Here is a 13,194-nt window from a genome sequence, read left to right as displayed (position 1 = left end):
TCATGTAAAAAACTCGGGTATGAACGACTAAAGCACGCATCATAGGTTATGCCGTAAATCAGAGCAACTGGCAATATAGCGGTGGCAGAAAATTCAGGACCGACAACTGTTTAGTGTCAATTAATTTGATGTCGTGTGGGTTTGCGGTGGCAAATCGGGTAATGCTGCGGCAAAATGATAAAACGCAAGAAAAATGAAACTCTATGGATATATCACTGCTCTAAGCTGATAATCACTTAGGCGGTACTCACTGTAAAGGGCGTAATGAGATCATTAGTGAAAAAAAGCATTACGGCAGGCTTGTTATTATTAACGTGCAGTCTGTCTGTGGTGGCGCAGGATGCAAGCTATAAAAACAAAAATGCTTTACCGGAAATTGGCGTTGTCGCGTCTAATGCCCTGTCATTGGATAAAGAAGAGATTCTCGGCGATGTCATGATGCGCCAAATCCGTGGTCAGGCTCCGCTCATCATGGATCCGGTGCTGGACGAATATCTTCAGGATCTGGGCAACCGCCTGGTGATTCATGCAGATAATGCCAAGTTCCCCTTCCGTTTTTTCTGGGTTAACAACGGTGCAATCAATGCTTTTGCCTTTTTCGGCGGGCACATCGGGGTGCACTCCGGCCTTATTCACAATGCCAAGACTGAAAGTGAGCTGGCATCCGTGCTTGCGCACGAAGTCGCCCACGTAACGCAACGTCACCTCGCCAGAAAAATGCAGGCACAGCAGCGGTCCGCGCCACTAGCGCTGGCATCTATGGTGGGTGGCCTGTTACTGGCACTTGCCAGCCCTGAAGCAGGTATGGCTGCGCTGGCAAGCTCACAGGCCGCATCGGCACAAATGGCGATTGACTATACCCGTTCAAACGAAGAAGAAGCCGACCGGATCGGTATTACCATGTTAGCCCGCGCAGGTTTTGATCCTAACGCTGCGGCAGGCTTTTTCTCAACACTGAATGAACAGTATCGCTTAGTTTCCCGGCCCCCTGCGCGGCTTTTATCGCACCCGCTGACTGAATCAAGGATCGCGGATGCCCGCGCACGGGCCGCTAATTATGAGCGCGTCAATCTGCCCAAAAATCTGGCATTTCATCTTGCCCGTGCACGGGTAATGGCGCGCTATACCTTTGATGAGAAGTTCAGTCTGGAATATTTTCAGGCGGCTGTTGAGAAAAAAGATTTTCCGATGGCTGAAGCCGCGCAGTATGGACTGGCGCTGGCGTACCTGCGAAACAATAAACCGCAATTGGCTCGGCCTATCATAGAATCGTTGCTTGAAAAGCATCACGAAAATTTGTTTTATCTGGATGCGGCCACCGATATTTCTCTGGCTGAAGAAAAATATGAGGAGGCGATCCAGCGACTGGCGCCTCATCTGAGTCGGACGCCTCGCAATCAGGTGCTCGCGCTTAACCAGGCAAATGCGTTAATTGAGAGCGGCCAGTATCAGCAGGCTATTCTGATTCTAAAAGACTTCCTGATGGTTAAAGAAGATTACGAGGTGGCCTATCAGCTTCTTACCGAAGCTTATAAACGCGCCCGTGATCGTAAGGATATGCATCAGAGTAAAGCGGAGATATACGCCCTCAACGGCGCATACCAGCGAGCCATCGATGAGCTGCAGTTTGCCTATAATTACACTGGCGACAGTCATTTGGAAAAACAAAAAATCCGCGCGCGTATCCAACAGCTTCGTGACGATGAGGAACGGCTAAAGCGCTTGTGATTTAAGCTGTGCCAGTGCCTGGCGCAGCGCATCTTCACTCACCTCGCCCCGAAGTTGTTTTGCTACCTGACCCTGCGGGTTAATGATATATGTAGCGGGTAAGGCAGGCGGCGGCGGCATGGGCATGCGCGGTGCCGGAAGCGAGACAATCATCTCTGCTTCAATATTGTATTGTTGTTTAAGCAAAGCGGTTTTATGACTGTCTGCCGGATCGTAGTTGATGACAAATAACCTGGTGTTTGGCGGTAATGCACGGGCAAACTGATTCAGTTGAGGCATTTCCTTTAGACAGGGCGCACACCAGGGCGCAAAGTAATTTAGTACCACCCATTGCCCATTTAAAGCCTGCCATTTAACGTCATTTCCGGATAACGTGGTAAAATCCGGCTCAGGTTTACTACTCATGAGAACGCCGCCCGTCAGGGCAATCAGTCCCACTGTAAAGAAAAGTAACTTTTTGCCTATTCCGGTGAACTTGAAGTTTTTCTTTTTGCCTTGCATAGTCATATACTTACTTTTCAAAATCAGTGACTGTGTATTGCTTGCACATAGCTTGCCTCTATCGCTGTACAAAAACAATACGGAATGTATATGTCTGAAATAAGTATCCTGCACAACCCTCGCTGCTCCAAAAGCAGACAAACCCTGCAATTACTTCAGGACAGAGGAATTACTCCTGACGTTATTGAGTATCTGAAGACCCCGTTAGATAAACAGTCGTTGTCTGACTTATTTGACAAGTTGCCCGTTGATGACATCGAACAGATGATGCGCGTCAAGGAGCCAGAATTTAAAGAAGCCGGCCTCATAAAAGGCGAAGTGAGTAAAGAACAGGGGCTGGCCGCCATGGTGCAATATCCCAAACTGATTGAACGTCCTGTTGTCTTCACCGCAAGCCAGGCAAGAATCGGCAGACCGCCTGAATCTGTACTGGACATTGTATAATGACTGACATTCTGGTGCTCTATTATAGTCGCCATGGTACCACCGAGGCGCTAGCCCGACAGATTGCCAAAGGCATTGAAAAAACAGCTTGCCAGGCCAGGATCCGTACCGTGCCCCCCTTAAGAGACTATCAATCAGCTGAGGTGCAGCATGTGCCAGATGATGGTCCGCCTTATGTTTCAAAAGCTGACCTGAATGAATGTGCGGCACTGGCAATGGGAAGCCCTACCCGTTTTGGTAATATGGCTGCGCCACTGAAGCATTTTCTTGATAGTACCAGTGAAGAATGGCTTAAAGGCGTTTTAATCGATAAACCCTGCTCAGTATTTACCTCAAGCGCCAGTATGCATGGCGGCCAGGAAACAACGCTGTTAACAATGGCGATCCCGCTTATCCATCACGGTATGGTATTTTGTGGCGTTCCTTACAGCGAATCAGCATTGCATGACACGCAGACAGGCGGTACCCCTTACGGCGTCAGCCACGTTAGTGGCCTGGCTAATAACGGTCTCAGTGAACATGAAAAACAACTGGCAATAGCCCAGGGTGAACGTTTGGCAGCACTGACGCTTAAGCTGGAAAACGCTAAATGATGCACGCCACGACGCGTCTGTACCGCAATATTGCGCTGGTCAGCTATTTGCTACTGCTGGTATGGGTAATACTCTGGCACACCGCGCTTACCGATACGCAGCCGTATTCTGCGTTATTTATTTTTTTGCTGTACGTAGTGCCGTTGTTATTACCTATGCATGGCATTTTCAAGGGTAAGCCCTATACGCATGCGTGGGCAAACTTCATCACCTTGTTCTATATTATTCACGGTATTACCGTAGCGTACGCCGTTCCCTCAGAGCGATGGTTTGCCTGTGTCGAAATTGCTCTGAGCAGCGTTATGTTTATCGGATGCAGTATGTTTGCCCGATTCAGAGGCAGAGAACTGGGTCTGTCTCTGCCTAAGCTCAAACAGGAAATGAAAAAAGAAAAATCCCGGTTCGAGAAGCAGTAAAGTGAGCAGTCAGATGAGATGGTCAATTCTTACAACAGCATTTTTTCTCAGCGCATGCGGCGGCGGTGGCGACACGCCATCCGGTGAGAACAAGGGCTCAGGCTCGCCGACGACAACACCTGTTACCCTGACTGTGACCGGTGACCGTGTGGTTGATGCTGGCGACAGCGTGGGGCTTGCTGCCATTGCCAGTGATGGCAGCGCGTTAGCACAGGTTACCTGGACGATTTCAGGCGCCGACCAACCGCTTGCTCCACACAGTCAGGCAATCGGGTTCACCGCACAAGATGCCGGTGTTATCACCTGGCAGCTTGATGCGTTAAGCGCACAGGGCAAGGCGCTATCGACCAGTGGCGAAATAGCCGTCTCGCAAGGGCCTGCACCCTCAGCTGTGGCTCGGTTAACCCATGAGGCAGTTGAATTGGGTAAAGTATCATTACGTGTCGATACCTTGCCAGATAAAACCGTCGACAGTATCACCTGGCAGCAAACCTCCGGACCCGAGGTTGATCTTAAATACAGTCAGGGCCACTCTATTCATAATGATGTATTTTTTCAGGCCCCTGCAGTAACCCGGGATACGTTACTGGCATTTGATGCCGAGGTTAGCTATGACGATGGCACTTCTGGTATCGATACGGTGTGGGTAGTGGTTAATGATACGCCGGTGGATAGCGATGCCTTTTTCCCGGGCAGCGATCTTTATCCCACATCACTTATTCACGCCTATAATCCCCAAAGTCCGTGGAAGCAGGCGTTGGAAGAGTGTATTTATACCGCCACCATTGCCCGATCATGTGAATTTGCCAGACTGCCGCTATTAGGCCAGCAAACAGATACGCCCTCCACCTCAGATATTATGGACAGAGTTCTGGTTTCTCATGACTGGATGGGCGAAGCATTCGAACAATTTCTCAATTCATCCCAAGCCGGACCGGATATCATTAACCTGTTGCGCGCCACCACGGCAGTGGTGATCAGTTACGATATTCGCCCTTCGTTTTACTGGAGTGCTACCGGTGCCATATACCTGGATGCCAGCAATATATGGTTAACGTCCGCTCAAAGGGACACACTCAATACTGAGCCTGACTATCGCAGCGGGTTCGATGATGAACTGGCGTATCGTACCAGCTGGCGATATGTAAAAGACGGCGAGTATTATTACCCGCAACCTGGTTTGTCCCGCGCGAACCGGGCCACACGCAGTGAGCAACAGCTTGAAGCCTCTTTGACCTGGCTGCTTTATCATGAGCTGGCCCATGCTAATGATGTGTTTCCTGCAACTCGCTGGGCGACGTTGCGTGGGAGTGATTCTCCGCTTCGTTATGCTAACAATCATGCGATGATTTCAGATACCCTGGCCCGTGACTACCCGCTCATATCAGATCGCTTGTTGGCACTGGCCCAGGTCAGTTATGGCGGCGCACAAAGTACCCAGACACAGCGAGACTACACGGCGCAGGATATTGCAACCTGGTTTGAGCAGGACAACGCTGTATCCATGTATGGTTTTTATACCTACCGGGAAGATTTCGCGACCTTATTCGAGCGCTTTATGATGCTGTATCGTATGAATGCAGAGGCTGATGTGGGTATCTTTACCGAAGAAACCATTAAAAATGGTGAACTGCTCATCACCTGGGCACAACGCAACCGCGTCAATGAACCGTTTATTCAGCCCCGTGCTGCTTTTGTTGTCGACCAGGTCCTTCCCGCCATTAATGCAGGCCAGATACAAACACAAATGTCTGCCCCTGTGATGCTGCCGGCGTTAGCCAGCTGGCGTGATACGGTGGCAGTATCTACCAGCAAAGAACATGTTAAAAACCAGACACTTAAAGGGTTACGCGTAACTGGAGAGCCAGCTTTTGAGCGCTGGCTTCCGTTACCAGACGAGAAAAACTAATCCAGATTTAACTCACGCTTAATCATAGAGATAGAGATTTTACGCTGTTCCTGTAACGAGCGTGCATCCAGACGCTCAAGCAGATGCATCAGGCTCTTCAGGTTTCTGTCATAGTGATTGAGCACAAAGCTCAGTGCAGCGTCAGAGAACATCAGCCCTTTTTGCTCTGCCCGATACCTGACCGCCTGCTTACGCGCTTCATCATCGAGGCGCTGCAGCGTGAATGTTGTCCCCCACTGAAGTCTCGACTCCAGATCGGGTAACCGAAAACCTGTATTGGCAGGCAGTTGCCGGCTGCTGCAAATCACAATTGTCTTTCTTTTTTCGGTAACCCGGTTTAACAAATCAAATATGGCCTCTTCCCAATTTGCGTTTTGGCTGATTGATTCCATATTATCCAGGGCAATGACACTCAGGTTTTCTAATCCCTCCAGCACCTGAGACTCAAGAGCACTGAGCTGACGGCAGTTCAGGTAGATGTGACTCACACCTCGGGCACTTAGTCGATGGGCAAGCGCGAACAGTAAGTGGCTTTTACCCTGTCCTTCACCCCCTACAATGTTTATCAGGGGTAAAGGTTGAGAAGTAAGAAATTGTAAAGAGCGGGTAGCTGACCAGTCAGGTGTTTCCCGACTGATCATTGTCAGCAGCGCAACAAGCTGTTGGTTCTGGGCAGCAACAAAACTTTCAAATGTTTCATCCGCCGGTAGTGAAACCGGTAGCGACAGCTGTTTTGCTATTCGTTCCAATAGAAATTATGTCCTTCAAGCGGCCTGCCGAATGTGTCCCGCACGGGCTGAAGCTGTGAATCCAGCGACAGTGCATTAACAAAATCGGACACTGTGCCCACCAGCTTCACTTCAAAAGTAGCCACCGACCCGTTCTGTTGGGACAGCATCGCCTGTTTAACAATACTCATGTCATTTAAAAAGCGTTGCGCGTGCACATATTTTTCCAGACCATCCAGATTTGCAACTGAAATAGACACAATCTCACCCGTGGTATTGGCATCTGCATCTACAGAAACCGCAAAGCGTTGCCCCAGGTATTGACTGTACACATGCATGAATTCTGATAGCGCGCCTTCAGCGGTGCTCGCCCGAACGACGCCAAACTGTGTATCAGCCCCCTCCAGTAGCGTCCATTCCAGCGCATATTCACCGCTTCCGGCACGTGCTGGCATTGTAGGTTCGCCGGCAGTATCTACAGCGGGATCCGCGTCTTCAACCCCATTGTCTGCGGTTATCTCCTGCTGAGCTAACTCTCCTCCAGCGGTCTTGCTATCTTCAATTAGCCTGTTACCTGGCGTCGCGTCCTGCACGGGAAGGGTTGAAGATGAAGAAAAACGCGACGTATTCTCCTCTTCCTGTGTTGTGTTTTCTTCAGCGCTGTAAGCAAAGGCGAGGTTACTGTCCGAAAGCGCTTGTTCCAGCTTCTCTTCGGTGCTGAGAAATTCCGGCGTAGCCTCTTCAGGCCTACGGTGCAGCCTGGCACCGATGATAAACTCCGGACGATAACGTTCGGAAGCCTGGTTGAGGACACTGCCAAACTGTCCCCATACGTCATAAACTGAAATAGCACTGTTGTCTGTTAAGTCCATCAAAGGAAGCGTAACAGGCACACCGTATCGTTCAGAGGCTGTGCGGATAACAGCGGTCAGTTCACCGGGCTGCCCCTCTCGCAATATCCATTTATCACGGTCTTCCTGATTGGCCAGCCAAATCAGCGTGTCCGGGCGGCGTTGTCCCCAAACAGGTAATGAGGCGTCTCTGAGCAAATCGACCAGCACTTTACGAGAAAACTCACCCGCGTAATATTGGCGACCATCCTCATAATCAAACTGGTAAGCGCTAAGATACCGTGCGGGGGACTGCAGCGCAGTTTGTATCGCAGGATGAGCTAATACTGCGTCAGTCCCGCTCATTTTCACCAACACCTGCTCCATAGCCTGGCGCAACGCAGTGCGGCGCGACTGAGCAGACTGATCTGCCACCGGGACCTTCGCAGCGTTAGTTTTTATAACGGTACTGGCCGTCGCTGTCCCGATACTCCCCACGGCAAATACAAGGGGGACAATGAAAGTACAGAATTTTGCTAGCGTATGTGCAGCCTTTAAATCATTATTTTTACGAGTAAACATCAACAGGATCCGGTACTCCGTTTCGCCTTCGTTGTTATGGCATTTCGCAAACAGGCACACATTGTGGTCCATCTGGGCATTTTTTTCACCACTATTTTTAATCGATGTCGCTGGTTTGACAGGACTTGATTGGACTTAAAGTCACTTACTGGTAGAATCCGCGTTTTTCCATCCTTTTGCATCAGGGCTATAACCGTGAGCGACAAAAAAACCTCTCTTAGCTATAAAGACGCCGGCGTGGATATTGATGCCGGAAACCAGTTGGTCGATCGAATCAAATCCGTCACAAAACGGACTCACCGTCCGGAAGTAAAAGGTGGCCTGGGCGGCTTTGGAGCGCTGTGTGAAATTCCTTCTAAGTACAAAAAGCCTTTGTTGGTGTCAGGTACTGATGGCGTGGGAACAAAGCTGCGGCTGGCGATGGACGCTAATGCCCACCAGGGAGTAGGTATAGATCTGGTCGCAATGTGTGTTAACGACTTAATTGTACAGGGTGCTGAACCACTTTTTTTCCTTGATTACTACGCCACCGGTAAGCTTGATGTAGATACCGCTGCCTCGGTAGTTACCGGAATCGGTGAAGGATGTGAATTGTCTGGTTGTGCACTGATAGGCGGTGAGACGGCCGAAATGCCCGGTATGTATCATGATGGTGATTACGACATTGCTGGGTTCTGTGTGGGGGTGGTAGAAGCTGACAATGTGATTGACGGCAGTCAGGTTGCCGCCGGACAAAAACTCATCGCGCTCGGCTCCTCTGGCCCCCACTCAAACGGTTATTCACTGATCCGCAAAGTATTGGAAGTCAGTGGTGCAAATCTTGACGATGCGCTGGGTGACGGCACGCTTAAATCGCATCTGCTTGAGCCAACCCGAATTTATGTAAAATCGGTACTGGCGCTGCTGGAAAATGTTAAGGTGCGGGCGATTTCGCATATTACCGGCGGTGGTTTTTGGGAAAATATCCCCCGCGTTCTGCCCGATACCACGAAGGTAGTTGTGGAAGAAAACAGCTGGCAGTGGCCTGAGATTTTTAATTGGCTACAGCAAAACGGTAATATCACCGACCACGAAATGTACCGCACATTTAATTGCGGTGTAGGCATGGTGTTGGTCGTTGACGAAAAGGATGTCGAAGCCTCGCTGTCGCTGCTTAAGGATGCCGGGGAAAATGCCTGGTTACTGGGGCACATTGAAGATCGCAATAATGACGAAAATCAGGTCGAGATTATTTAAGTGATGACAGGTAAAAAAAATATCTGTGTGCTGATTTCCGGTAATGGCTCGAATTTGCAGGCGCTGATGGACGCCTGCGATGCCGGCAGAATTAATGGCACTATTTCTGCGGTAATTGCTAATAATGCAGATGCATTCGGGCTTGAACGTGCACGTAACGCCGATATTACAACGCACTGTCTGAGTCACAAACAATTTGAGTCCCGGGAAGCGTACGACCTCGCCCTGGGCGACTTGATCGCTCAATATGACGCTGATTGTATCGTGCTGGCTGGATTCATGCGTATCCTGACGCCAGAGTTTGTGGCGCGTTTTTCTGGAAAGCTGCTAAATATTCATCCTTCACTTTTACCCAAGTACCGGGGACTGCATACCCATCAGCGGGCTATCGAGAATAAGGACGCTGAGCATGGCGTAAGTGTACATTATGTTACCCCCGAACTTGACGGCGGGCCGGTGATCGTTCAAAGCCGCGTTCCGGTATTTGAAGAGGATACAGTTGAGGATCTGGCTGAACGTGTAAGCGAACAGGAATTGCGAATTTATCCCCTTGTGGTTAAATGGTTTTGCGAAGGTCGTTTAGCAATGAAGGAAAATAAGGCGGTATTTGATGATGAGATTCTTCCGGAAACCGGTTACGCGAGCGATTAAGTTGTCTGCGGCGATGCTGTTTATTGCATCGCCTCTGTCTTTTTCTGCACAACAGCAAGAGAATGACTCTGCTGCCCTGCCCGATCTTGTGCCCTTTGAAGCAATCTATATTGCATTTAAATGGGGCGATGATGTCGGTACCGCTAAAATGAAACTTGAGCCGTTAGCGGATAAACAGTTTTCATTAACGTATTCATCCAAAGTCTCAAAATTCTTTCTTTCCGATGAACGGTTTGAGCACTCTATCTTTTTTATCAGTGACCACGAACTTATACCCTCACAGTATAACTATACACGCACCGGAACCGGCCCTGATGATTCAATTAAAATAACCTTCAAGAAAAATCCGAAGCCTGTTGTTGTGGTGCAAAATGAGGAAAATCTTGAATGGAATGATGAGTTGGATAATCAGCTTTACCGCATTGATTTGGGGCGGCAACTGGCAGCGGGGAATGATAATCTTGCCTATGACTTTATCAATTACCGCGGCCAGAAAAGAAACTACGGCATTAACATTCTTGGCGAAGAAACCCTGTCCCTGCCCTATGGCAAACTGCAAACCATCAAGGTGAAGCTGGTCAGAGATACTAAAACACGCGAGACATTTGCCTGGTATGCGCCATCACTGGATTATCAACTGGTAAGATTACAGCAATTTAAAGATGGCGATGAGCAGGGTGACCTCAGGCTCAGTGCGTTCAGGCGATTGTAATTCGTGATCTGTAATCTGTTGTTTACCCTATCCTAAGCGCCTTTCAGGCGCTTTTTTCTTGATCTTTTACCACTGAGATTATAGCTTTATGAAAGCTGGTCAGACCTCAAATCTCCGGGTAATACTTTTCCCGTACTAATCTGACTGGAGTAACGCCACATTTATCAGGAGTGTAAAAATGGCAGAGTTCGTCTGGTTTTTAATTGTATTGCTGACCCTATGCGTGGCCAGCTATAAACGTTTGGGGTTGGTCAACACCATCGCGCTTACTGCGGGTGTCATGATTATCGGTACCCTGTTTGGTGATATTGGCTGGCTCGGCTGGCTGGTATTTTTAGCGCTGGCTATTCCGCTAGGTGTTTCTGACATCAGAAAAACACATATTACGAAGAAGTTACTGGCATTTTATAAGAAAGTCATGCCAGAGATGTCTCGCACTGAGCAAGAAGCTATTGATGCCGGTACAGTGTGGTGGGACGGTGATATCTTTAGCGGCAAGCCTGACTGGGATAAGCTTCACGGTATTCCCAAGGGCCGCTTAACACCCGAGGAACAAGCGTTTCTTGACGGTCCTGTTGAGGAAGTCTGCGGCATGGTGGATGAGTGGGAAATAAACCATAAACTGGCCGATATGCCGCCTGAAATCTGGGAATTCCTGAAAAAGCATAAATTCTTTGCCATGATCATCAAGAAAAAATACGGTGGTCTGGAATTTTCAGCGTATGCGCAATCGCGCGTGTTACAAAAGCTTGCGGGTACCAGTGCGGTACTTTCCAGTACTGTCGGCGTGCCCAATTCGTTAGGTCCTGGTGAACTGCTGGGCCACTATGGTACTAAAGAGCAGCAGGACTATTACTTGCCGCGTCTGGCCAGTGGCGAAGAAATTCCATGTTTTGCCCTAACCGGACCTGAAGCGGGCTCTGATGCCGGGGCCATTCCTGATGTTGGTGTAGTATGCAAAGGTGAATGGAAAGGCGAAGAAATTCTTGGTATGCGTTTGACCTTTGATAAGCGTTATATCACTCTTGCGCCTGTAGCCACCGTTATTGGCCTTGCATTTAAGTTACAGGATCCTGATGGTTTACTGGGTGATAACGCCGACCTGGGTATTACCTGCGCACTGATCCCCCGTGACACAAAAGGCCTGGATATTGGCCGTCGCCACTTCCCTCTTAACACACCATTTCAGAATGGTCCTATCCGTGGTGAAGATATCTTTGTTCCACTGGATTACATCATTGGCGGGCAAAAAATGGCTGGCCAGGGTTGGCGTATGCTGGTGGAATGTTTGTCTGTTGGCCGCTGTATTACCCTGCCCTCCACGGCTGCAGGCGGTGCCAAAACCTGTGCCCTTGCGACCGGCGCCTATGCCCGTATTCGCCGTCAGTTCCGTTTACCGGTAGGTAAAATGGAAGGTGTTGAAGAAATGCTGGCCAGAATTGGCGGTAATGCTTATCTGATGGATGCGGTTACCCGCTTTTCTACCGTGGGCGTTGACCTGGGCGAGAAGCCCTCTGTCGTATCAGCCATCTGTAAATATCATCTGACCGAAAAAATGCGTCAGGTAATTAACGATGCGATGGATGTGCATGGCGGTAAAGGCATCATGCTTGGGCCAAATAATTACCTGGGCCGCGCATATGAAGGTGCGCCGATTTCCATCACGGTGGAAGGAGCGAACATCCTGACGCGCAATATGATGATCTTTGGACAGGGTGCGATGCGTTGCCACCCTTATGTGTTGAAAGAAATAGAAGCGGCAGCCAAAGAAGATCGTCAGGAGCAGCTTGATGATTTTGATAAGGCGGTATTTGGTCACATCGGCTTTGCGTTATCGAATAAGGTACGCAGTTTGTGGTTCGCATTTACCAGCAACTATTTCAGCTCTGCACCATTTTCAGACGACACTGCGCGGTATTACAAGTTACTGAAAGGCTATAGTGCTAACCTGGCCTTTATGACAGACGTGTCTATGGGTGTACTGGGCGGTGATTTGAAACGTAAAGAGCGTTTATCAGCCAGACTAGGTGATGTGCTTTCAGGTATTTACCTGGCGAGCGCAACGCTTAAACGCTACGATGAGGAAGGTCGCTTGCAGGAAGATGCACCAATGATGCACTGGGCGCTTCAGACAACATTGTTTGATATTGAAACAGCCATCATCGATTTTTTGGATAACTTCCCGTCGCGACCTGTTGCTCTGGCAATGAAAGCCATCATCATTCCGTTTGGTCGTCGTTGCGAGAAACCGTCTGATCGTCTGGAGCATAAGATAGCTAACATACTGCAACAGCCTTCTGCAGCACGAGCTCGCCTTGGCGACGGTCAATACCTATCGCGCGAGGAAGGTAGTCTGTTTGGCGATTTGGAGCAGACGCTGGACAATGTGCTCAAATGCGAGCCGGTCTTTGAGCGCATTTGTAAGGAAAAAGGCCAAAAGCTTCCGTTCACCCGTCTGGACAAACTTGCTGATGAAGCGCTCAGCGATGGCATCATCAATGACGATGAAGCCGCGTTAATGCGCGAAACAGAAGCCGGTCGACTGCGTACCATCAATGTCGATGACTTCGACCATGAGGAGCTGATCGCCGCGTCGGCTAAAAAACAAAAAGGCAAATCAGCTGCCTGAAATAACTAAAAAGCCACCTTCGGGTGGCTTTTTTAATACAAACGATTACATATCATTTTGTAACGCCCGCCGATGTTCATGCAGGATACGCTTCGCTCCCCTCACCTTTCATCCTCTACGCCTATCACTGCGGCATTCCGATACTCGCCAGTAGATACATTTGCCTGCACACTGGTAGTATTAAATAAATTGATAGCAGACTGAGTATTCTTGTACGTAGTCCGACGCGTATCGA

Annotated in this window: 12 protein-coding genes; 9 read left to right on the top strand and 3 right to left on the bottom strand. The window is 49.3% G+C overall.

The window, feature by feature from the left end; genetic code table 11:
* The first annotated feature begins 264 nt into the window (after positions 1-264).
* A complete protein-coding gene (bepA, locus tag HHX48_RS01400) occupies positions 265-1,728 on the top strand; it encodes a beta-barrel assembly-enhancing protease (RefSeq protein ID WP_191021852.1) in 1,464 nt (487 codons plus the stop codon).
* Here bepA and HHX48_RS01395 read toward each other — a convergent pair.
* Positions 1,714-2,235 carry a TlpA family protein disulfide reductase gene (locus HHX48_RS01395; protein WP_191021851.1) on the bottom strand — a complete coding sequence of 174 codons (522 nt, stop codon included), beginning with the start codon at positions 2,233-2,235 and terminating at the stop codon, positions 1,714-1,716. The genes bepA and HHX48_RS01395 overlap by 15 nt on opposite strands.
* 84 nt (positions 2,236-2,319) lie before the next feature.
* Between HHX48_RS01395 and arsC the strand changes: the two genes are divergently transcribed.
* Genes arsC through HHX48_RS01375 form a run of 4 tightly spaced genes read left to right on the top strand, consistent with a single transcriptional unit; the run spans position 2,320 to position 5,591 of the window.
* Entirely contained in the window at positions 2,320-2,673 is a 354-nt protein-coding gene (gene arsC, locus HHX48_RS01390; protein ID WP_191021850.1) for an arsenate reductase (glutaredoxin), read from the top strand.
* The gene (wrbA, locus tag HHX48_RS01385) at positions 2,673-3,266 is read left to right on the top strand and encodes an NAD(P)H:quinone oxidoreductase (protein WP_191021849.1); all 594 of its coding nucleotides are present in this window, start codon (positions 2,673-2,675) and stop codon (positions 3,264-3,266) included. Before arsC ends, wrbA begins: the two co-directional genes overlap by 1 nt.
* Positions 3,266-3,682, top strand: coding sequence for a DUF2069 domain-containing protein (locus HHX48_RS01380; RefSeq protein WP_191022579.1), 417 nt, complete (start codon positions 3,266-3,268; stop codon positions 3,680-3,682). Before wrbA ends, HHX48_RS01380 begins: the two co-directional genes overlap by 1 nt.
* Positions 3,683-3,695: 13 nt before the next feature.
* Positions 3,696-5,591, top strand: coding sequence for a hypothetical protein (locus HHX48_RS01375; protein ID WP_191021848.1), 1,896 nt, complete (start codon positions 3,696-3,698; stop codon positions 5,589-5,591).
* Here the strand turns inward: HHX48_RS01375 and hda are convergent.
* On the bottom strand, positions 5,588-6,340 hold the full coding sequence (hda, locus tag HHX48_RS01370) for a DnaA regulatory inactivator Hda (protein ID WP_223857959.1): 753 nt from the start codon (positions 6,338-6,340) through the stop codon (positions 5,588-5,590). The genes HHX48_RS01375 and hda overlap by 4 nt on opposite strands.
* Entirely contained in the window at positions 6,328-7,731 is a 1,404-nt protein-coding gene (locus HHX48_RS01365) for a DUF2066 domain-containing protein (RefSeq protein ID WP_191021847.1), read from the bottom strand. Before HHX48_RS01365 ends, hda begins: the two co-directional genes overlap by 13 nt.
* Positions 7,732-7,926: 195 nt before the next feature.
* Here HHX48_RS01365 and purM point away from each other — a divergent pair, with 195 nt between their 5' ends.
* The 4 genes from purM to fadE all read left to right on the top strand — a co-directional run bounded on the left by purM (position 7,927) and on the right by fadE (position 12,959).
* Complete coding sequence (purM, locus tag HHX48_RS01360; RefSeq protein WP_191021846.1) at positions 7,927-8,967, top strand: phosphoribosylformylglycinamidine cyclo-ligase; 1,041 nt, start codon at positions 7,927-7,929, stop codon at positions 8,965-8,967.
* A gap of 3 nt (positions 8,968-8,970) precedes the next feature.
* Positions 8,971-9,618 (top strand): phosphoribosylglycinamide formyltransferase, encoded by a 648-nt coding sequence (gene purN / locus HHX48_RS01355; RefSeq protein ID WP_191021845.1) that lies wholly within the window; start codon positions 8,971-8,973, stop codon positions 9,616-9,618.
* Positions 9,578-10,330 carry a DUF3108 domain-containing protein gene (locus HHX48_RS01350; RefSeq protein WP_191021844.1) on the top strand — a complete coding sequence of 251 codons (753 nt, stop codon included), beginning with the start codon at positions 9,578-9,580 and terminating at the stop codon, positions 10,328-10,330. The genes purN and HHX48_RS01350 overlap by 41 nt, the downstream gene beginning before the upstream one ends.
* Positions 10,331-10,508: 178 nt before the next feature.
* Positions 10,509-12,959, top strand: a complete 2,451-nt coding sequence (gene fadE / locus HHX48_RS01345) for an acyl-CoA dehydrogenase FadE (RefSeq protein ID WP_191021843.1) — start codon at positions 10,509-10,511, stop codon at positions 12,957-12,959.
* The last annotated feature ends 235 nt before the right edge of the window (positions 12,960-13,194 follow it).

The sequence above is a fragment of the Salinimonas profundi genome, from assembly GCF_014750655.1.
GTDB classification, from domain to species: Bacteria; Pseudomonadota; Gammaproteobacteria; order Enterobacterales; family Alteromonadaceae; genus Alteromonas; species Alteromonas profundi_A.
Note: the sequence above shows the minus strand (reverse complement) of the source record. Positions and strands in the feature narration are given on the sequence as shown.

Bases quoted from the DNA above. Each gene is read 5' to 3' on its own strand.
- bepA (WP_191021852.1), top strand. From the start codon at position 265: ATGAGATCATTAGTGAAAAAAAGCATTACGGCAGGCTTGTTATTATTA.
- HHX48_RS01395 (WP_191021851.1), bottom strand. From the start codon at position 2,235: ATGACTATGCAAGGCAAAAAGAAAAACTTCAAGTTCACCGGAATAGGC.
- arsC (WP_191021850.1), top strand. From the start codon at position 2,320: ATGTCTGAAATAAGTATCCTGCACAACCCTCGCTGCTCCAAAAGCAGA.
- wrbA (WP_191021849.1), top strand. From the start codon at position 2,673: ATGACTGACATTCTGGTGCTCTATTATAGTCGCCATGGTACCACCGAG.
- HHX48_RS01380 (WP_191022579.1), top strand. From the start codon at position 3,266: ATGCACGCCACGACGCGTCTGTACCGCAATATTGCGCTGGTCAGCTAT.
- HHX48_RS01375 (WP_191021848.1), top strand. From the start codon at position 3,696: ATGAGATGGTCAATTCTTACAACAGCATTTTTTCTCAGCGCATGCGGC.
- HHX48_RS01365 (WP_191021847.1), bottom strand. From the start codon at position 7,731: ATGTTTACTCGTAAAAATAATGATTTAAAGGCTGCACATACGCTAGCA.
- purN (WP_191021845.1), top strand. From the start codon at position 8,971: ATGACAGGTAAAAAAAATATCTGTGTGCTGATTTCCGGTAATGGCTCG.
- HHX48_RS01350 (WP_191021844.1), top strand. From the start codon at position 9,578: ATGATGAGATTCTTCCGGAAACCGGTTACGCGAGCGATTAAGTTGTCT.
- fadE (WP_191021843.1), top strand. From the start codon at position 10,509: ATGGCAGAGTTCGTCTGGTTTTTAATTGTATTGCTGACCCTATGCGTG.